This window comes from Acidobacteriota bacterium (genome assembly GCA_039028635.1).
Taxonomy (GTDB): Bacteria; Acidobacteriota; Thermoanaerobaculia; order Multivoradales; family JBCCEF01; genus JBCCEF01.
Window position 1 is genome coordinate 23,694 of record JBCCHV010000002.1, and the last position, 18,429, is coordinate 42,122.

Annotated in this window: 16 protein-coding genes; 9 read left to right on the plus strand and 7 right to left on the minus strand. The window is 66.4% G+C overall.

The window, feature by feature from the left end; translation table 11 throughout:
- Nucleotides 1–75 precede the first annotated feature (75 nt).
- Complete coding sequence (locus AAF604_01285; protein ID MEM7048254.1) at nt 76–1,857, minus strand: VCBS repeat-containing protein; 1,782 nt, start codon at nt 1,855–1,857, stop codon at nt 76–78.
- A 142-nt stretch (nt 1,858–1,999) separates the two neighbouring features.
- Nucleotides 2,000–2,773 carry an ABC transporter permease gene (locus AAF604_01290; protein ID MEM7048255.1) on the minus strand — a complete coding sequence of 258 codons (774 nt, stop codon included), beginning with the start codon at nt 2,771–2,773 and terminating at the stop codon, nt 2,000–2,002.
- A 202-nt stretch (nt 2,774–2,975) separates the two neighbouring features.
- On the opposite strand from AAF604_01290, the gene AAF604_01295 reads away from it, so the two are divergent.
- The 5 genes from AAF604_01295 to AAF604_01315 all read left to right on the plus strand — a co-directional run bounded on the left by AAF604_01295 (nt 2,976) and on the right by AAF604_01315 (nt 8,377).
- Nucleotides 2,976–3,350 (plus strand): helix-turn-helix transcriptional regulator, encoded by a 375-nt coding sequence (locus AAF604_01295; GenBank protein ID MEM7048256.1) that lies wholly within the window; start codon nt 2,976–2,978, stop codon nt 3,348–3,350.
- Complete coding sequence (locus AAF604_01300; GenBank protein ID MEM7048257.1) at nt 3,347–4,252, plus strand: hypothetical protein; 906 nt, start codon at nt 3,347–3,349, stop codon at nt 4,250–4,252. The genes AAF604_01295 and AAF604_01300 overlap by 4 nt, the downstream gene beginning before the upstream one ends.
- A gap of 4 nt (nt 4,253–4,256) precedes the next feature.
- Complete coding sequence (locus tag AAF604_01305) at nt 4,257–5,621, plus strand: hypothetical protein (GenBank protein MEM7048258.1); 1,365 nt, start codon at nt 4,257–4,259, stop codon at nt 5,619–5,621.
- A gap of 493 nt (nt 5,622–6,114) precedes the next feature.
- Nucleotides 6,115–7,002, plus strand: coding sequence for a hypothetical protein (locus tag AAF604_01310; protein ID MEM7048259.1), 888 nt, complete (start codon nt 6,115–6,117; stop codon nt 7,000–7,002).
- Nucleotides 7,003–7,006: 4 nt separating this feature from the next.
- Nucleotides 7,007–8,377, plus strand: a complete 1,371-nt coding sequence (locus tag AAF604_01315; protein ID MEM7048260.1) for a hypothetical protein — start codon at nt 7,007–7,009, stop codon at nt 8,375–8,377.
- 125 nt (nt 8,378–8,502) lie between these two features.
- Here the strand turns inward: AAF604_01315 and AAF604_01320 are convergent, their stop codons facing one another.
- From AAF604_01320 to AAF604_01340, 5 genes are all read right to left on the minus strand, one after another.
- Entirely contained in the window at nt 8,503–9,522 is a 1,020-nt protein-coding gene (locus AAF604_01320) for a hypothetical protein (protein MEM7048261.1), read from the minus strand.
- Between the two features lie 8 nt (nt 9,523–9,530).
- Nucleotides 9,531–10,892, minus strand: coding sequence for a peptidoglycan DD-metalloendopeptidase family protein (locus tag AAF604_01325; protein ID MEM7048262.1), 1,362 nt, complete (start codon nt 10,890–10,892; stop codon nt 9,531–9,533).
- Nucleotides 10,893–11,145: 253 nt separating this feature from the next.
- A complete protein-coding gene (locus AAF604_01330) occupies nt 11,146–11,604 on the minus strand; it encodes a TlpA disulfide reductase family protein (protein MEM7048263.1) in 459 nt (152 codons plus the stop codon).
- Between the two features lie 31 nt (nt 11,605–11,635).
- Nucleotides 11,636–11,896, minus strand: a complete 261-nt coding sequence (locus tag AAF604_01335) for a zf-HC2 domain-containing protein (protein ID MEM7048264.1) — start codon at nt 11,894–11,896, stop codon at nt 11,636–11,638.
- A 102-nt stretch (nt 11,897–11,998) separates the two neighbouring features.
- The gene (locus AAF604_01340; GenBank protein ID MEM7048265.1) at nt 11,999–12,622 is read right to left on the minus strand and encodes a sigma-70 family RNA polymerase sigma factor; all 624 of its coding nucleotides are present in this window, start codon (nt 12,620–12,622) and stop codon (nt 11,999–12,001) included.
- Nucleotides 12,623–12,966: 344 nt separating this feature from the next.
- On the opposite strand from AAF604_01340, the gene AAF604_01345 reads away from it, so the two are divergent.
- From AAF604_01345 to pilB, 4 genes are all read left to right on the plus strand, one after another.
- On the plus strand, nt 12,967–14,016 hold the full coding sequence (locus AAF604_01345) for a PfkB family carbohydrate kinase (protein MEM7048266.1): 1,050 nt from the start codon (nt 12,967–12,969) through the stop codon (nt 14,014–14,016).
- On the plus strand, nt 14,004–14,480 hold the full coding sequence (locus AAF604_01350) for an adenylyltransferase/cytidyltransferase family protein (GenBank protein MEM7048267.1): 477 nt from the start codon (nt 14,004–14,006) through the stop codon (nt 14,478–14,480). Before AAF604_01345 ends, AAF604_01350 begins: the two co-directional genes overlap by 13 nt.
- Before the next feature lie 24 nt (nt 14,481–14,504).
- A complete protein-coding gene (locus tag AAF604_01355) occupies nt 14,505–15,605 on the plus strand; it encodes a glycosyltransferase family 9 protein (protein MEM7048268.1) in 1,101 nt (366 codons plus the stop codon).
- Between the two features lie 92 nt (nt 15,606–15,697).
- Nucleotides 15,698–17,434: a type IV-A pilus assembly ATPase PilB gene (gene pilB / locus AAF604_01360; GenBank protein ID MEM7048269.1), complete on the plus strand. Its 1,737-nt coding sequence runs from the start codon at nt 15,698–15,700 to the stop codon at nt 17,432–17,434.
- The last annotated feature ends 995 nt before the right edge of the window (nt 17,435–18,429 follow it).

Sequence of the window (18,429 nt, forward strand, 5' to 3'; positions counted from 1 at the left end):
AAGTGCCCTGGAGAGGCACCGGGGCGACCGCCATCGCCCCGAAATGCCCTGTGGCCGCAGGGGCCAGATCAGTCGCTAGAGGGAGGGATCCCAGTCCCAGGCCCGCATCAGGCCGCGCGAGGGGCAGCGGTCAGGATCGGAGAATCCCGACGGCTCGCCGGCGAAGGCCTCGACGAACTCGTCCCGACCGTCGCCATCGAGGTCACGCAGCATGACCCGGTAGCCACGGCACTTGCCGGGTGCGTCGGCGATCTCGGGCGAGAGCTCTTCGACCATCTCCCCTCCCCCGGCACCGAGAAACACGCGGGTCTCGCCGTCGCGGGTGAGGGCCACCAGGTCGCGCTCGCCGTCACCGTCGAGGTCGCCGGCACCGAGGGCGAAGTAGGAGTTCTTGCTCTCGTCCGCCGTGATCGTGCGCCGCTGCCAACCGTCGCCCCCACGATTGAAGATCAGGTCGATACCGGTCCACCAACCGGAATCGACCTTGGTGAGATAGGAAAGGGCCAGATCCCGGCGGCCATCGCCATCGAAGTCATCGGTGGTGATCGAGCGGACATAGGAGCCGGGGCGAATCGAATCGACCTTCACCGCCTCCCAGGAGGCACCGGCAGCGCCTCCGAGGTTGACCACCTCGCGCACGCCATAGGTACTCGACGAGGTCACGAAGTCGGGCCGGCCATCGTCATCGAGATGCGCCACTTCGATGGCGTCGCCAAAGATCTGGTCCGACTCGAGCCCCTGATCGAGCCGCTGCCAGGTGCCGTCGCCACCATTGATGAAGATGGCGGTGCCGTAGGAGGCCGACTCCGCCAAGCCCATCTGACGGCCACGGTTGTCGCTCAGCGGACGCGGCCCTTCGCCGAAGGCCAGAATGTCCGGTAGCTGGTCGCCATTCCAATCGGTCGTGGTGACCGCCCGCGACGAGAAGCCGCTGGCGTCGTCTCCCCGGCCGGGGAACTGAATGTCGATGCCACGACTCCAGGGCACGAAGCCGCCCTTGCCATCACCGACCGTCGCCAGCACCCCCTGGATGTGGAGGCCGAAGACGACGTCCTGGATGCCGTCGCGATTGAAGTCGTCCACCGCCACATCGCCATAGGAATAAAGTCCCTGGGGAAACTTGGCCTCGCGCCAGGGCCGCCAGTTGCCGGCGCCATCACCCAGAAAGATGATCGGCCCCAGTCCACCCATTTTGCGCGGCGGTCCGTGGACCACGTCGAGGAAGCCATCGCCATCCATATCGGCGATATCGAAACCGTTGCGCCACTGGCCCTGGTCCGGGAGACCGGAACCGAAGCTCTTGAACCGCAGCCGGTCGTCGGACACCAGCTCGTGCTGGAAGGTCTCCCGCAGAGCCGCGAACCTCGCCTCGTCCTTGAGCTTGATGTTGAGGGGCGCCACCGGCTTGAAGACTCGCACGACGAGCTCCTGCTCGCGTTCTTCTTCGAGCTCGTAGAAGTCGTAGCCGTAGCGCACCTTGGTCTTGGCATCGTCGGCGTAGTACCAACGCTCGGCATCCTTGGGCAGAGACTTGAGGTAATACTCCCGCCCCGCCTCATCCTTCAGCCAGTTCTCATCGGGAGGCTGATTGACCTCACGCTCCATCGCCTTGCGTCGTTCGGTGCCGCCCTCGACACCGACGCCGAAGCGGCGAATCAACTCCTCTTCCTCGGTGGGCACCGTGGTCTCAGCGGAGGCGGACTCAGTGGCCGGCTCCGCAGCGGTCGGCTCGTCGCCCGCAGCTTCCGCCACGGTCTTCGGCGCTGGCGCCTGAGAGCAAGCGGACAGAAGGGCCAGAATGGCGCCCGTCAACAACAGTCGCCAGGGCGCTCGGGGGTTGTCAGGTCGCAGCATCATGGGCCCAAATCTCCTCTCGGGGCAGTCATTCTCAAAATATCAGCTCGACCCGACCCGACTTCTACGGAAGCCATCGAACATCGAACCCGAAACCCTTGAAGCAAGGGCCGCGCCAGCTTCCCCCGAAGGCACCGATCACGGGTCAGATCTCATCGACGAAGGCGCCCCTGAGACGGCGGAACACCCAACCGCCCAAGCCCAGGAGAAGCACGGCGAAGACGGTCAGACCGATCAACGGCGGCCACGGCGGCCAGCCCGGCGGCCCGAGCAAGGCATGCCGGTAGAGGCCCACCAAAGGGGTCAGGGGATTCAGGTGAAGGAACCCAACGAAGGAGTCCGGCACCAAATCCAGCGGGTAGACGATCGGCGTCAGATAGAACCAAGCATTGAACACCATGCCCAGAATCTGCTGGATATCCCGAAAGAACACGTGCAGAGCCGCCAACAGCAGCCCCAGGCCAAGGGCGATGGCGGTCTGCAGCGCCATCGCCGGAATCAGCAGCGGCAGGGTCACCCAGCTCAGGGCACCGGTGGCCGCCAAGATCACCAGAAAGACGCCGAGAGCGATCAGTTGGTGAAGCAGAGCCGCCACCACCACCGCCAGCACCAGGATCTGCGAGGGAAAACGTAGCTTCTTGACCAGGTCGGCGCTGTCGGTGATCGCCGTCGCCGAGCGCAGAACTCCCTCGTGGACCGCCAGCCACGGCAGCAGGCCGGCGAAGAGAAAGACGGCGAAGCTCTCGGTGCGCTCGCCCACCAGCGAGATCTTCATCACCGTGCTGAACACGAAGGTGAAGAGGATCAGGGTCCAGAGGGGCTGCAGCAGCGACCAGAGAAAGCCCAAGACGGAGCCCGCATAGCGCCCTTGAAAATCGCGCTTGACGAGCTCCTTGAGCAAGAACAGATCGCGGGCCATGATCGCTCCGGTGATCTCCCCGGAGAAGGCCGGAGAGGGGCGCGATTTTCTACCACGAAAGGCCAGTCCGGAGCGAGATTCTTCGAGTTGACAGGCCAAGCCGGTGCACCATAAACTGGCGCGTGTCACCAAAAAACCTATGCCGATTTGACATAGACCGAAATATCCAAAACTAGAGTCGATTCCAGAGCTTTCAGAGCCTATGCCTCCACTTCCCAAAACGCGCCAGGTCCAACTGGTGGGCCAGAAGATTCGACAGCTGCGCAAGGAGCGTCGGCTGACGCAGACCGAGCTGTCGTCGCGGATCGGCATTCAGCAGTCCGATCTGTCGCGCATGGAGAAGGGCGAGTACCGGGTCAGCCTGGACACCCTGTTTCGCATCCTCGCCGAGTTCAAGATGGGCATCGGCGAGTTCTTCGAAGACCTCAATCACGAGACCATCACACCTCGCGATGTCCAGTTGATCCGCCAGTTCCGGCAGCTCGACGACGACGCCCAGCGAGAGGTCGAAGAGTTCATCGCATTCAAGCGCGGCCAGCGAGACGATGCCGGCTACGCCCTGGAGGTCGATCCGTGACCGCCCTCGAGTCCGCCTACGAAGCCCTCCGCGAGCGTGGCCTGAAGGCCATCACGGCGGGAGATCACGAAGCCGCCCACGGCCACTTCGAGGCCGCCCTCGAGATGGCGCGGCAGATCGCCCGGCCGACACTGGTCGATCGCGCTTCCTGCAACCTCGCCGCGGTCGAGATCGAGCTGCGCCGCGGGGACGGCAAAGTTCCCCAGCTGCGCCAGATCCTGATGCGCAACGGCAATCCGCGCGGCGGCGATCCCGCCAACTGCTTCCTGGCGGCCTACAACATCGCCCGCCACTACGAGCTCAGCAAGGACTACCGCAAGGGCCTGTTCTATGCCCAGGTGGCCCGCGACCGCGCGCAAGCCATCGGCAATACCGAATGGCGCGCCTCGAGCTTCAACCAGATCGGCGACCTGCTGCTGGCGCGCAGCTACTCGCGGCGCGCCACGGCGGCCTACTCGAGCGCCCTCGAGCTGCTCGCTCCGGGCCCGAGCCTGCGCCGCGGCCAGATTCTCGACAATCTCGGCTACTGCCTGATCCTCGAGGGCGACACCCGCACCGGATTCCGTCATCTCTACGAGAGTGTTCGCCTGCTGCGCCGCCTGGGGGCGCGCACGGCTCTGGTGTCGGTCCACCTCGACCTCTGCTTCGCGCTGCTCGAGAACGATCGGCCGCGGCTGGCCCGGGGGCATGGCCAGCGGGCTCTCGCCTTGGCCGAGGATCTCGGCCTCGACGAGTCGATCAAGAACGCCCTCTACCTACTCGGCGAGGCCCACACCATGAATGGAGATCGCGGCGCCGGCCGGGACTGCTTCGAGCGCCTCGAGCAGTTCTATCCCGACGCTCAGTTCTGCGACCTCCTGGCGGCCGTCGATGTTCGCCGCATCATCAATCTGAAGGCCTAGAACGATGAAGCTGCGCACCCTCACCGCCCTCGCTCTGCTGCTCGCCAGCCCACTCCTGGCAAGCCCCAAGGACGCCGTCGTCGGCATCGACGGCGAAGTCTACGTCGCCCGCTCCGGCAACGCCTCGAACCTATTCCCGGGTCTCGCCGGCACCTCCGACGGCGAGTTCAACGCCCTGGCCGTCGACATCTCCTTCGCCGACGGCACCAGCCGCCGCATGGGCGTGCCCCACTCCGTGGGTCCCGAGTTCGAGCAGAATCCACAACTCTTCTTCGAAGACGCCAGCGGCACGGTGTTCTTGATCTGGGAGAGCTGGAAGAACTACATCCATCCCAGCCTCAAGCTGGTCGGCTTGAAGGATGGCGCATGGTCACCGGTGGTGACCATCCAGGGCAATCGCTTCAGCCCCAAGGGCGCTCCCAAGCTCCAGATCACCCGCGACGAGTACATGGTGCCGGCCGAGGACGGCGGCACTCGCCTGCAGCACCGCACCATCCTCCACCTCACCTGGTGGGAGGAGACCGGTGACGGCGACAAAGTGCTCTACGCTCCGGTCACTCTGATCGATGGCAGCTTCCCGTCGGACAGCCCCCCGACCATCGAGCTCAACGACTTCGACCCGGCGGCGGACGGCGAGGGGGCCGGACTGGCGGCGCGCTTGGCGCGCTACCCGAACCTGCAGCCGGGCCGCGACGAAGCCAGCCTGACGGCGATCTTCGCCAATCCGCGCAGCGACCGCGTGGTCAGCTTCGAGCTCGACGTCGTGCCCGGTGAGATCGTCGGCATCGGAGACGCCGCCCGCTCCCACATCATCGAGATCGGAGCTCACGGCGGCGGCGGAATCCAATCGATCAGCAGCGCCGCCCGCTCCCACATCATCGAGATCGGAGCCCGCCTCGACGTCGAGCCGCGCTTCGCCCGCTTCCTCGCCGACCAGACGCGCGACGAGATCCTCGCCCTCGGCGACGCCGGAGACAGCCTCGAGATCGAATCGCTGGCGGAAACGGCCCGCTCCCACATCATCGAGATCGGGGCTCGGATGTCACGCCCCGGCATGGAGCGCTCCAACTCCCTTCCGGCCACCTTCCTCGAGGTGTCCCTCGGCGAGGTGCCCCACGGCAATCACCTGATTCGCTTGCTGCCGATCGCCGACTGGGCAGCTCCCGAGCTCGAGGACGGCCTGGAGCCGGTGCTCTATGGGTCGGCCGATGGTGACGAGCTACTGATCGCGGCGGACGACGAGAACAGCGTCCGCTACATCGAAACCCGGCCCGAGGGTTGGAGCGGTCCCCGCAACCTGACCTTCGACGACACCATCGATCGCGCCCGCGCCCATTCGATTCTCGAAGAGCGCGCGCGCCATCGTTGACCGGCTCCGGGACCGCTCCGGCGATCGTCCCGGGTCTTTGAGAAGAAGCCATGGCGGTAGGCCCCGATTCGGGCCAGATCGAGCTTTTCGGTCGCACCCTTCGCCGGCTGCGCAAGGAGCGCGGTCTCCAGCCCGCCGAATTGGCAGCTCGAGTCGGCATCCAAACTGCCGATCTCGTGCGAATGGAAAAGGGAGGCTTCCGCATCGCTCTCGATACCCTGGCTTCGATCGCCCGCGAGCTCGGCGTGGGTTTGCCGGAGCTGGTTGCGGACGCCGAACGTGAACCGAGACGCGCACGACGGGAACGAAAGACGAAACGCCAAGGCGACGAACACGAGATCGAAGAATTCGTCGCTTTCCGACATTCGGTGAGCTGACCGGTCCGCAATCGCCCGACGACCTGCCTTCCAGACCGCCTCGAATCCCTCACGACGATTTTCACGGAACGCCACCGAGACACCCACGGAGCCCGCCCATGACGCAAAGCGATCCCATGAGTTGTTATCAGAATCTGCGGGAGGAGGCCGGCACCGCCCTCGAGGCTGGACGCCTCGAAGAGGCCCTCGAGCTCTATGAGGAGTCTTGGCAGGTCGCCCAAGAGCTGGGCGAGCGCGAGTTGGTCGATCGCTCCTTCTGCAACCGCAGCGCCGTCCTCATCTCCCTCGGCCGAGGCGACGAGGTGCTGCGCTCCCTGCGCGAGATCCTGAGCAGCTCTTCGAACACCGTCAATCGGCGTCTGGCGGCCTACAACGTGGCCCGCATCTACGAAATCCGCAAGGACCGCAAGAAGGCCCTGCTCTACGCCCGCATCGCCCGCGGCGAGCTGGTCAAGCTGGAGTCGCCGGAGCCCGAATGGCGCGCCTCGAGCCACAACCTGATGGGCAACCTGCTGATCGCCGAGAGCCGCTTCGAAGAAGCCGCCATGGAGTACGAGAACGCCCTCTCCGCCCAGGCCGACGCCCCGGAGCTGCGGCGCGCCATGATCTGGGGCAATCTCGGCTACTCGTACATCTCCTTGGGCCGCCACTTCGCCGGTTTCGACCTGCTCTTCCGCAGCCTGCGAGTGTTCCGGCGCACCGGCGCGGAGCGCGCCTTGATGGTCGCCCACCTCGACCTCTGCTTCGCTCACCTCGAGGTGTCGCGCTACCGCCACGCCTGGCGCCACGGCCATCGCGCCCTCGAGCTGGCCGAGAAGCTGGGCGACCTCGACGTGCTCAAGAACTCCCTTTACCTGCTTGGCGAGGCGGCCAATCTGCTCGGCCTCGAAGCCGACGCCCGGGATTGCTTTGATCGCCTGCAGCGCTACTTCCCGGACCTGCCCTTTCTCACCGAGTTCCTGTTCGCGATCGACGTCCGCAAGATGATCAACTTGAGGGCCTGATGACATGCGCCGGTTCTACTTCACGATTCTGCTTCTAGGCCTTGTCCTGTTCGCCGGCACCGCTGCCGCCGAACAGCCCACCAGCCGTGCCCTCGGCGCCGATGGCACGCTCTACCAAATCCTTCACGGCCGCTACGGTGACATTTTCCCCGGCGGCGAAATCGCTCCGCCCGAGAACCAGGTTCTCGCCCTGCGGGTGACCCAGCACGACGGCGTCGTGCGCACGGTGCTGGTTCCGGGATCGGCCGGCCCCCAGCTCGAAAACCATCCCCGCCTGGTGATCTCGGACAACGTCCACGTCCTGTGGGAGAGCCGAGGCGCTACCAACAAGCTGATTCTCGCCACCTTCGGCGGTCAGTCCTGGGGCGCCAACGTGCTGGTCTCGAACCTCCGCACGGTCGACCGCTCGACCTCTCGCCTGACGGTGACCCGAGATTCCTACGAGATTCTGCACGACGACGACACCCGCACGGTCCAAGAGCGCACCCTGCTGCACGTCGTGTGGTCCGAGACCCTGGTCAACCAAGGCACCCAGATTCACTACGCTCCGGTGGTCCTCGAGGAGGGTCTCTACCTCGGCGCCCACGCCATTTACCAGCCGGTGGACTATCTACCGGATGATCGCCCGGTCAGCGAGACCCCGGTGTCGAGCAAGCTCCTCCAGACGCCGACCGTACGACCGGGCACCAATGCCGGTACGGTGGTCGTGGCCTTCGTCGATCCGGTGTCCGGTCAGCTCACGTCGATGGACTTCCGCGTGCTGCCGGGCGAGCTCAGCCATCTCGCCGAAATCGTGCGCGAGACCATCGTCCAGGTCGGCGAGAGCCTCGACCTCAGCGATCCCACGAGCCTCTCGGTGCTGGTCGGCAGCACGCGTCACCAGCTCATCGATGTCGGCGCCCGTCTGCATCAGGACCTCCTCCAGGGACTGGCGGACCAGGTCGAAGCCTACGTCATGGCGCGAGGCTGTGGGCCGCAGTGCAACGTCGAAGGCCTCGCCCAGGGGGCGTACCGCCACATGCTCGAGGCGGCGGTCCAGTGGACCGAGCTGGATGTCGTGGCGGTGGCCGAAGGCACCCGCCATCAGCTGATCGATGTCGGTGCCCGCATCAACGCCGACATCGGCCCCATCTCGCTTCATCTGCGCGTCCGCCCGACAGCCCAGCGTCCGCTTCCGGAGGTCGGCTCGGAGAACCTCGCCATCTACCTGTCGAGCAGCGGCGAGCACTTCCTGATCGCATGGGAGAACGAAGGCAACGTCTTCTTCCGGGAGACCGTCGCCGAAGGCTGGAACCCGGTTTATCACCTCGGGGAAGACGGCGGTGTCGAGAGCGTTCGCGCTCTGCTCGAGAACCGCGTCGACAACCGCCAGTAGCTCAGTTTCCTCCGCCACCGGGGGTGCCTCGCGAGGCACCCCCGACAACGCGACGGCGGCGGCAAGCCCGCTCGGCGGAGCTGCACCCACGGCAACCACGGCACCCTCCGTTTTCCAGCGGTGCCCTACGTCGCAGAAGAGAGGTCTTTCAGGATGAGGGGCTCTCCCGCCGGGGCCGCCGGCAGGAGCGTCGCTCCGGCCGCTTCGAGGGCGGCCATCACCGCTCGACGCCGCTCCTCCGGCGCCAACACCGCCAGGCACCCTCCTCCGCCCGCCCCGCAGGCCTTGCCGCCCCAGGCGCCGGCGGCGCCGGCGGCCTCGAGCAAGGCTTCCAGAGTCGGCGTCGAAATGCCATCGGCAAGTCCGCGGCGCTGGGCCCACTCGGCACTCATCAGCTCGCCGACCCGGGGAAGGTCACCGGCTTCGAGGGCCGGCGCTAGCTCCTCGGCAACCCGCGAGATGGCGGCGAACCGCTCCACGACTTCTCGGTCACCCTCGAGCCGGCGGCGAATGATCTGCCAGTTGTTGCCGGCCGAGAAATGGCTCTGCCCGCTGTAGGCCACCACCAGACAGCGCCCCAAGGCCTCGAGATCGACGGCGAGCTTGCGAGCGCGATGACTGCCGGGACGGAAGGTGATCTCGAGGGCACCGCCGAGCAAGGCCGGGTAGTGATCTTGAATGCCGGTCGGAAGCTCCATCAAGGCCGCTTCGAGATCGCGGGCGATCGCCACCGTCTCGGCCGGCAGACGGCGGCGCCCGGCGCGCAGCCGATCGCCCGCCGTAATCAGCGCCACGGCCAGAGCCGAGCTCGCACCGAGCCCGCCGCCGCGCGGTGAGCCGCTCTCGATCTCGACCTCCGCCCCCGGCACCTCGAGGGCCTCGAAGACCAACCCGGCGAGGGCGGCCCCCGGCAGAGCCTTGAGCTCGGTCACCGAGTCGGCGATCGCTTCGTCGTCTCCCTGCCGCACCCGGAACCCCTCCGCCCGGGGGCGCAGCGTCACCGAGACGGCCACATCGATTGCCAAGTTGACGGTGCGGGAGCCTGGATGGAGGAGTCCCAGCGGCCAGAGATCGAGGGTGCCACCGGCGAGATCGACACGGCACCAGGCGCGCGCCGAAACCGGCGTCCCTGCAGATTCGGACATGTCGGGGATCAGCGTCCGGCGGTGGCCGTCGACACGGAGCGCGACGGCGGCGGCGCACTCTCGGCGGCCACCACCGTGTCCGGCAGCGGAGCCGAGCCCAGGCCCACTCCGCGCTCCAGGCTGTCGCGACAACGATCACGCCAGGCGTAGAACTGATCGAGCTCGGCCACCGCAATCGGCTGCGCCGGCACATTGCGCAGCGAGAGGGGATCGATCCAGCGACCGTTCTTCTGCACCCGGTAGTCGAGATGGGGTCCGGAGCTCAAACCCGTATTGCCCGAATAGGCGATCACCTCGCCCTGCTCGACGCGGCGGCCGGGAGCGACCCCCTTGGCGAAGCGCGACAGGTGCAGGTAGGCGGTCAAGTAGCGGTTGGCGTGGCGCACCTTGACCACCTTGCCACCACCCTTGTTCCAGCCGGCGAAGGTCACCACCCCGCTCGCCGTCGCCCGCACCGGCGTTCCCACCGGGGTGCCGTAATCGACACCGTAGTGCGGCCGGTACTTTTTCAGGACCGGATGGAAGCGCCGCAAATTGAAGCGCGAGGTGACCCGCGAGTAGCGCAGCGGCGAACGCAGGAACATCTTCTCGAGGGGACGTCCGTCGGGACCGTAATAGCCCCCGTCGCCGGAGCCGTAGCGAAAGGCCTCGAGGGTGCGGCCACCGTTCTGGTAGCTCAGCGCCAAGACGTTGCCCAGACCGTGGTAGCGACCGTCGAGGTAGACCTCTTCGAACAGCACCTCGAACTCGTCTCCCACCCGCAGATCACGGTTGAAGTCGAGATCCCACTGCAGCACTTCGGCCATCTTGAAGGACAGCTTGCCGACTCCACCGCTGGCCACGATGGCGCTCTCCAGGGCCCCCTCGAGCTCGCCCCGAATGGCGCGCGTTTCGACGCGCCGCTCGAACGGTGTCCAGGTGGTCGCCCATCCTTCCGAAGCCCGCGCCAGGTGCACCTTGCCGCTGTCGCCGATCCGCATCGTCAGGCGTTCCGGTCGCGAATCGGCCCCCAGGTAATAGGAGACCGCCTGTCCCGGGCGCAGGCGTCGCACGTCGAGGTACTCCTCGAGAGCGAGGATCGCTCCCGACGCCTCCGACGCCTCGAGCCCGGTGCTCTGCAGCAAACCGCCGAGGGTGTCTCCGGACTCCATCGTCACGCGCAACGGAATCGCCGAGCCATCGACCGCCGGCAAGGGCAGTGGATCGAGGCCGGCCAGGGCCTCGTCGAAGGGCAGCGGATTCGGCAGCGGAAAGGGCGACTGCGCAAACTCGGTGAGACGTCGCTGCGACAGCATCAGCACCAGGGCCACGGCGAGTAGAGCCAGAGGGAGAGCCCAGCGCAGGACGGAGATCTGAGGGCGACGCGTCATGAATCGATCGGTATCTACGAAAATCCCTTATTTGATCGACATTTTCGCCTGCATCGTAAGACAAAAGAAGCAGCGAGGCAACCGCTGTCCGGAACATCGGACACACCGGCCTTGGAACCAGGGGCTCCCGCGCGGCACCGGCGATCCCGGCCGCGAGGCAGCACGCAGCTCGCTCCTCTCCTGATCCAAGAGAGGAGCCGAGCGTCCGCGCGGACTGAATTCGCGCTGGTTTTCTTATTCGAGACTCAGACGATCAACCGAGCACGCGGGAGAGCTCGGCATTGGGATCGGCCGGCATCCGAACCTTGAGCAGCGGCTTGCGGCCATCGAGGACCACCAAGGCTGGCAAGTCCGGGCGCGAGTACTTCTTCGAGAAGGAGGCATCAGCATCGAGAAAAACCGGCACTTTCAGCCCCTTGCCGGCGAGAAACTGCCGCACCGTCGCCGGATCTTCCTGAAAGTTGACGGTGATCACGCGGGCCTTGCCGGCCCACTGGTCGGCGATGCCGTTGACCCGATCCACCACGTCCCGCCCGCGGGGCGACCACGAGGCCCAAAAGACGATGATGGTGCGCTTGCCGTCGAGGTCGGCCTCGCGCAGCGCTTCGCCACCGAGCCCCTCGAGGCGCAGCTCCTGCGCCGACAGCGGAAGGACACCGACCGCCAGCGCAAGGATCAGCAGGATTCCGACCCGTACGATGTTTCGGCTCATGGCAACCTCCCTTCAGTTCGTGATCGAGGAATCAGGGCCCCGGCCGCGTCATGGCGCGGCGATGCTCCATTCGCTCGAGAATGCGGTCCCGCAAGCTGCGGGGCGCGCAGCGACGCACGCAACGGCGTCGCACCGTCAGCAGAACCCGACGGGTGTACTGCACTTGCTCGGCGCAGGGGGCACAGTAGTCGATGTGCTCTTCGAAGGAGACCCGGAGATCGCCGTCCATCTCGTTGTCGAAAAAGAGGTAGATCATCTCGGCCACCCGTTGGCAACTCAGCCCTCGGCTCATCCCGCGACCTCCACGCGTCGAACCCCGTCGACCTCGTTCTTGTCCATCTCGACCTCGAGAAGCCTAAACCAAAGCGTCCCGAAGTGAAATTCCGAAGACGTCTCAGGAAGGCTTCTCGTCGCGGCTGCGCATCTTCGCCGGTTCGCCCTGGCGCAGATAGCCGTGCTCGCGAGCATACTTGAGCATGGCCGATTCGAGCAGTCGGCGCCCGCGGTAGAGGCGGCTCATCACCGTGCCCACTGGGACTTCGAGGATCTCGGCGATCTCCTTGTAGGCAAAGCCTTCGAGATCGGCGAGCAAGACCACCATGCGGTAGTCCGGCGGCAGGTCGTCGAGGGCGCGCTGGAGATCCTGATCGAGGACATTCTCGAGCAGCTCCTGCTCGGGGTCCTTGGTGCGCGGCGACAGATCTTCGTTGACCTGCGTCTCGAAGGACTCCTCGATGTCCGCAAAGTCGCTCTGCGGCGGCGCCTGCTGCTTCTTGCGGTAGTTGTTGATGAACGTGTTCTTCATGATCTTGAAGAGCCACGCCTTGAAGTTGGTGCCCTCTTCGAACTTGTCGTAGTACTTGTAGGCCTTGAGGTAGGTCTCCTGGACCAGATCCTCCGCGTCCTCGGCGTTGCGAGTCATGCGGTAGGCCGTATTGAAAAGCGCATCCACGAAGGGCATGGCCGCGACCTCGAAGTCCCAACCTCGCTGGTGCCTGATTGCGGCTTGATTCGTCATGGTGTCCCCCGCGTTCCTAGTAGCCAAGCTCATGCCCATTTCATACGCACATCCGATGCCAACGGATGAAGGGGCGTGATAATCGTTACAACGGCTGTGTTTCCTGGCCTCGACCGTCCCTCAGAGAGGACGGACCGACACAGCTATGTGCCGTCCTGACGGGGCGACATCCCCAAAGCGACACATTCACTCGTCAGTATCTCATTCGAATTTGAAATATTCCCTGGGAATTCTCTCCCCCCGGGGAAGACTCTCCCGGCCATCGCACCCCGATCTCGGCCCCCGATCCGTCCCGCCGTGAGATCCCGCCGGAACCGTCGGAGGTGTAAGATCTGGCGGCCCCTATGCCCACAGACCGAGAGCCCATCACCGCCGACTCGTTGTTGGCGATCGTCGACCGCATGGCCGATCGGCCGGTGGCGCTTTTCGCCGACCTGGTGGCGGATCGCTTCATCACCGGCTCGCCGAAGCGCATCAGCCGCGAGGCACCGGTCCTCATCCTGCGCCACGAGGGCGAGCATCTCGCCCCCGGCGGCGGTGCCAACGCCGCCGCCAACGTCGCCGCCCTCGGCGGTGTCCCCCGAGTGGTGGGAGTGGTGGGCGACGACGCCAACGGCCGAGATCTGCTGGAGGCCCTGCGCGAGGTCGGCATCGCCACCGATACGATTCACATCCAGCGGGATTACGCCACCCCCACCAAAACCCGGGTCCTGGGGGGAGATCCCCACGGCATCAAGCAGCAGATCGTGCGCTTCGACATCGAGCAGGACTTCGTGCCCGACGAGAGTGCCCGTGCCGCCCTCGACGCTCACCTCGCCACCGTCGCCGCCCAAGGACCGGCGGTCGCCGTGCTCAGCGACTACGGCTACGGCGCCGTCGACCCGCAGCGCACGCCGCGCTTGCGCCAAAGCCTGGGAAGCGACTGTCAGCTACTCTGCGACAGCCGCTTTCGCCTCGATCAGCACCGCGGTATCGACGGCGCCACCCCCAATGAAGAGGAAGCCTGCGCCCTGCTCGGCGACAGCCTCGGCGAAGATCGCCCGACGCTGGTCGCCAACGGACGCCGGCTGCGCGATGTGCTGGCCGCGCGCTGGCTCCTGATCACCCGCGGTTCCCGCGGCATGACCTTGTTCGAAGCCGAACGCGCCCTTCACCTGCCGGTCCACGGTACCGATCAAGTGGCCGACGTCACCGGCGCCGGCGACACCGTGATCGGCACCTTCGCCCTCGCCCTCGCCGCCGGCGCCACACCGGCACAAGGCGCCGTTCTCGCCAACTATGCCGGCGGCGTGGTGGTGATGAAGATGGGCACCGCCGTCGTTCACCCGGACGAGCTGCGCGAGGCGGTGAGCCAGAACTCGCAACTTCTCGAGGCCCTGCAATGGGACGCGTGATCGCCACCGAAGAGCTCGCCGGCGAGCTCGAAGGGCTGCGCCAGCGAGGCCGGCGAGTCGCCTTCGCCAACGGCCACTTCGACCTTCTGCACGTCGGTCACCTGCGCTACCTGCGCGACGCCCGCAGCCAGGGCGACGCCCTGGTGGTGGCGATCAACGACGACGCTTCCGTCGCCCGCCTCAAGGGAGCGGGACGGCCGATCGTTCCGGCAGCGGAAAGGGCCGAGCTTCTCGCCGCCCTCGAGCCAGTCGACTTCGTGGTGATCTTCGACGGCGACAGTCCGGCGCCACTGCTCGCCCGCCTGCGCCCGGACGTGCACTGCAAGGGGCCCGACTACGGCACCCCGGAACGGGTCCCGGAGTACGCCACGGTGAAGGCCTACGGGGGTGAGACCCGACTGGTGGGCGACCCCAAAGATCACGCCACCAGCGACCTCATCTCGAAGGTCCGCTCGCTGCCTTAAGCGAGCTCGAGCCAGGAATCGCCGGTGACCGCGCCGCCTCGCATTCTCATCATCCGGACCAGCGCCCTCGGCGACATCGTCCACTCCCTGCCCACCCTGATGGCCCTGCGCCGCGCCCAGCCGGCGGCCAAGATCGCCTGGGTGGTGGAAGCGCCGATGGCTCCCCTGATCGATCTTCCGGCCATCGACGAGCGCCTCGAGGTTCGCTTGCGCACCTGGCGACGCCGGCCCTGGCACAACCCCCAGCGACGAGCCTGGCGGGACTTCTACCAGCGCCTGCGGGCCTTTCGAGCCGACATCGCCCTCGAATTGATGGGCAACCACAAGGGCGGCGCCATCGCCCGGCTGTCGGGCGCGCCGCGCCGCATCGGGCTGGCCCGCAGCCATCGCCGCGAGCCCTCGAGCGCACTGTGGATCAACCATCCGGTGACGCCGGCGGGCGACCACGCCGTCGACCACGCCCTCGCTCCCCTCACCGCCCTCGGCATCGAGCCTCGACCGATCGACTTCGCCAGCCATGACCTGCTGCCGGGAGGCCAGACTGAAGGCGAGGATGTGCTGACCGCCGCGAACCTCGCCGATCAGCCCTTCCTCCTGCTTCACCCGGGCACCGGCTGGCCGAGCAAGGACTACCCGACGGAGCGCTGGGCCGAGGTCGTCAGCGCCCTGCACGACCGCGCCGGCCACCGCACCCTACTGTCCTCGGGACCCGGCGAAGAGCCCCTCGCCCAAGCCATCGCCGCGGCCGCCGGGCCGGCCGCCGTCGTCGCTCCTATGACCAGCCTGGCGGCCATGGCCTGGCTGCTGCGTCGTTGCCGCCTCGCCCTCGGCGGCGACACCGGGCCTCTCCACCTCGCCCATGCCCTCGGCACGCCGGTTCTGATGCTCTACGGCCCCACCGATCCCCGCCGTCACGGCCCCTACGGCCATCCTCGAGGCGCCCTCTGCCTCGAGCCAGAGGGTTCGTTCTCCTACCGTCGCGACCGAGATCCGGCCCAACGCCTCGAGCGACTGCCCCCGGCAACCGTCGTGGCGCGCGCCTTGGAGCTCCTCTCGGAGGCCCCCGAAGGGCCTCTTATTACTCCCGTTGCACTGCCTAAATCGACTGAAAACAAAGCACATTGACCGTCCAAACGCGGCGTTGCTAGACTGGACCGAGGGAATCTTTCTTCTGAGCCCGTGCGGGGCAGCGGGCTTCGGTACTAAGGGGACAAAGCATGGCTTCGAGCTCGAGAACGGCCTTCGACCGCTTTGGCGACTTCCTCGTCAAGACGGGAAAAGTCAGCGATGAGCAACTCCACGAAGCGCTCGCCGCCCAGAAGTCTCAAGGCGGCCGCCTGGGGAGCAACTTGGTCAAGCTCGGGTTCCTGAGCGAAGCCAACCTCATCGACCTGCTCAGCCAGCACTTCGGCGTCCCCTCCGTCGATCTCGCCCATCTCGAGATCGACGAGACCGTCCTCAAGATCATTCCGGCGGACATCGCCCGCAAATACACCATCCTGCCGGTCGCCAAAGCCGGTGCCACGGTGACCCTGGCGATGATCGACCCCACCAACGTCTTCGCCATGGACGACGTCAAGTTCATGACCGGCTACCGCGTCGAGCCGGTGGTGACGTCGGAGATCTCGCTGCGCGCCGCCATCGAAGAGCACTATGGCTCGACCCACGCCATCGAGCTCAAGAAGGTGATGGAGGACCTCACGGAGGAGGCCGAGGCCGACCTCGAGGTGCTCGACGAAGAGGAAGATCTCGACCTCGCCACCCTCGAAGAGGAGTCCGAGACGGCGCCGGTCGTCAAGCTGGTCAACATCATCCTGACGGACGCCATCAAGCGCGCCGCCTCGGACATCCATATCGAGCCCTACGAGAAGGACTACCGGGTGCGCTACCGCATCGACGGCGTCCTCTACGAAATGATGCACCCGCCGATCAAGCTCAAGGAGGCGATCACCAGCCGCGTCAAGATCATGGCCAAGCTGGACATCGCCGAGAAGCGCCTGCCGCAGGACGGCCGCATCAAGATCAAAACCAAGGTCGGCGGCCGGATCAAGGACCTCGACTTCCGCGTCTCGGTGCTGCCGACGATCTTCGGCGAGAAGATCGTCATGCGGCTGCTCGACAAAGACAAGCTGATGCTCGACATGACGAAGCTCGGCTTCGAGGCCGAGTCCCTTCGCGTCTTCGAGCAAGCGATCCTGCGTCCCTACGGCATGGTGCTGGTGACCGGTCCCACCGGTTCCGGTAAGACCAACACCCTGTACTCGGCCCTGCAGCGCATCAACACGCCGGAAACCAACATCATGACCGCCGAGGACCCGGTGGAGTTCAACCTGCCGGGCATCAACCAGGTCCAGATGAAGGAGCAGATCGGCCTCAACTTCGCCGCCGCCCTGCGCTCCTTCCTGCGCCAGGACCCGAACATCATCCTGGTCGGCGAGATCCGCGACTTCGAGACCGCCGAGGTCGCCATCAAGGCCGCCATGACCGGCCACCTCGTGCTCAGCACCCTGCACACCAACGACGCCCCGTCGTCGATCAACCGCCTCATGAACATGGGCATCGAGCCCTTCCTGGTCGCCACCTCAGTCCACCAGGTGGTCGCCCAGCGACTCGTCCGCCGGGTCTGCACCTACTGCAAAGAGCCCCTCGACCTGCCCAAGGCGGCACTCCTCGAGATCGGCTTCGCCGAGCACGACCTCGCCGGCATCAAGCTCTTCCGCGGCAAGGGCTGCGAGCGCTGCAGCAACACCGGCTTCAAGGGCCGCATCGGCCTCTACGAAGTGCTCAGCGTCGACGACGACATCCGCGAGATGATCCTCTCCGGCGCAACCTCCGTCGAGCTGCGCGAAAAGGCCATCGAAAACGGCATGATCTCCCTCCGCCAGAGCGGCCTGCGCAAGATCAAAGACGGCCTGACCACCGTCGAAGAAGTCGTTCGCGAGACGGTGCTGTAATTCCTAAGGGGGATTGTTCCAACCCCCCTCGGCCGCACGCACATGTCGTGCGGCCTTCACCCCCTGGCCGGGCGCCCCGAGACAACGCTCCGCGTTGCGCGGCCTCCATTCAGAGGCCACGGGGTGATTTCAGACCGCTCACTCTCCGAAACTGACCGATACCAGTCCAGCGGGTTGTTCCAGCCCCCCTCGGCCTGCGCGGCCCGACCGCACGCACATGTCGTCCGCTCTCACCCCCTGGCCGGGCGCCCCGAGACAACGCTCCGCGTTGCGCGGCCTCCATTCGGAGGCCACGGGGTGATTTCAGACCGCTCACTCTCCGAAACTGACCGATACCAGTCCAGAGGGTTGTTCCAACCCCCCTCGGCCTGCGCGGCCCGACCGAACGTACATGTCGTTCGCTCTCACCCCCTGGCTGGGCGCCCCGAGACGAGCCTTACGGCTCGCGCGGCCTCCCTCCGGAGGCCGCGAGCGTTTTCGGACCGATCACTCTCCGAAGACCTGCGGCTCCAGGGATCAGGGGTTGTTCCAACCCTCCTCGGCCTGCGCGGCCCGACCGCAAGCACAGGGCGTGCGGCCTCACCCCTGCCCGGGCGCCCCGAGACGAGCCTTACGGCTCGCGCGACCTCCCTCCGGAGGCCGTGGGCGTTTTCGGACCCATCACTCTCCGAAGACCTGCGGCTCCAGGGATCGGGGGTTGCTCGAATCCCCCTCAGCCTCCGTTCGGGAACCGAACCACCACCGGAGGGGCCGCGGTGGTGGCGGATCGGAAGCGAAGCCTGAGCCCGCGGGCAAAAGCCTTCACAGGCCGACCCTAGGCACGCGCAGGAAAAGCGGAGCCATCTGTCTGAGCCGAAGGCGAGTTGTGGCTCCGCCCGAAGCGGGCCGGCTCGCAGGCTGAGGAATCTCACGCGGGCGACCGGCGGAGCGAAGAGCCGCCGCCAACGCGGCTCCGGCCGTACTCACACCTCTTACCCACCACCACCCTAAACGCC

Excerpts from the sequence above, each read along its gene's own strand:
- AAF604_01330 (MEM7048263.1), bottom strand. The coding sequence starts at position 11,604 with ATGAGCCGAAACATCGTACGGGTCGGAATCCTGCTGATCCTTGCGCTG.
- AAF604_01350 (MEM7048267.1), top strand. The coding sequence starts at position 14,004 with ATGGGACGCGTGATCGCCACCGAAGAGCTCGCCGGCGAGCTCGAAGGG.
- AAF604_01290 (MEM7048255.1), bottom strand. The coding sequence starts at position 2,773 with ATGGCCCGCGATCTGTTCTTGCTCAAGGAGCTCGTCAAGCGCGATTTT.
- AAF604_01325 (MEM7048262.1), bottom strand. The coding sequence starts at position 10,892 with ATGACGCGTCGCCCTCAGATCTCCGTCCTGCGCTGGGCTCTCCCTCTG.
- AAF604_01295 (MEM7048256.1), top strand. The coding sequence starts at position 2,976 with ATGCCTCCACTTCCCAAAACGCGCCAGGTCCAACTGGTGGGCCAGAAG.
- pilB (MEM7048269.1), top strand. The coding sequence starts at position 15,698 with ATGGCTTCGAGCTCGAGAACGGCCTTCGACCGCTTTGGCGACTTCCTC.
- AAF604_01320 (MEM7048261.1), bottom strand. The coding sequence starts at position 9,522 with ATGTCCGAATCTGCAGGGACGCCGGTTTCGGCGCGCGCCTGGTGCCGT.
- AAF604_01305 (MEM7048258.1), top strand. The coding sequence starts at position 4,257 with ATGAAGCTGCGCACCCTCACCGCCCTCGCTCTGCTGCTCGCCAGCCCA.
- AAF604_01310 (MEM7048259.1), top strand. The coding sequence starts at position 6,115 with ATGAGTTGTTATCAGAATCTGCGGGAGGAGGCCGGCACCGCCCTCGAG.
- AAF604_01335 (MEM7048264.1), bottom strand. The coding sequence starts at position 11,896 with ATGAGCCGAGGGCTGAGTTGCCAACGGGTGGCCGAGATGATCTACCTC.
- AAF604_01340 (MEM7048265.1), bottom strand. The coding sequence starts at position 12,622 with ATGACGAATCAAGCCGCAATCAGGCACCAGCGAGGTTGGGACTTCGAG.
- AAF604_01315 (MEM7048260.1), top strand. The coding sequence starts at position 7,007 with ATGCGCCGGTTCTACTTCACGATTCTGCTTCTAGGCCTTGTCCTGTTC.
- AAF604_01345 (MEM7048266.1), top strand. The coding sequence starts at position 12,967 with ATGCCCACAGACCGAGAGCCCATCACCGCCGACTCGTTGTTGGCGATC.
- AAF604_01285 (MEM7048254.1), bottom strand. The coding sequence starts at position 1,857 with ATGATGCTGCGACCTGACAACCCCCGAGCGCCCTGGCGACTGTTGTTG.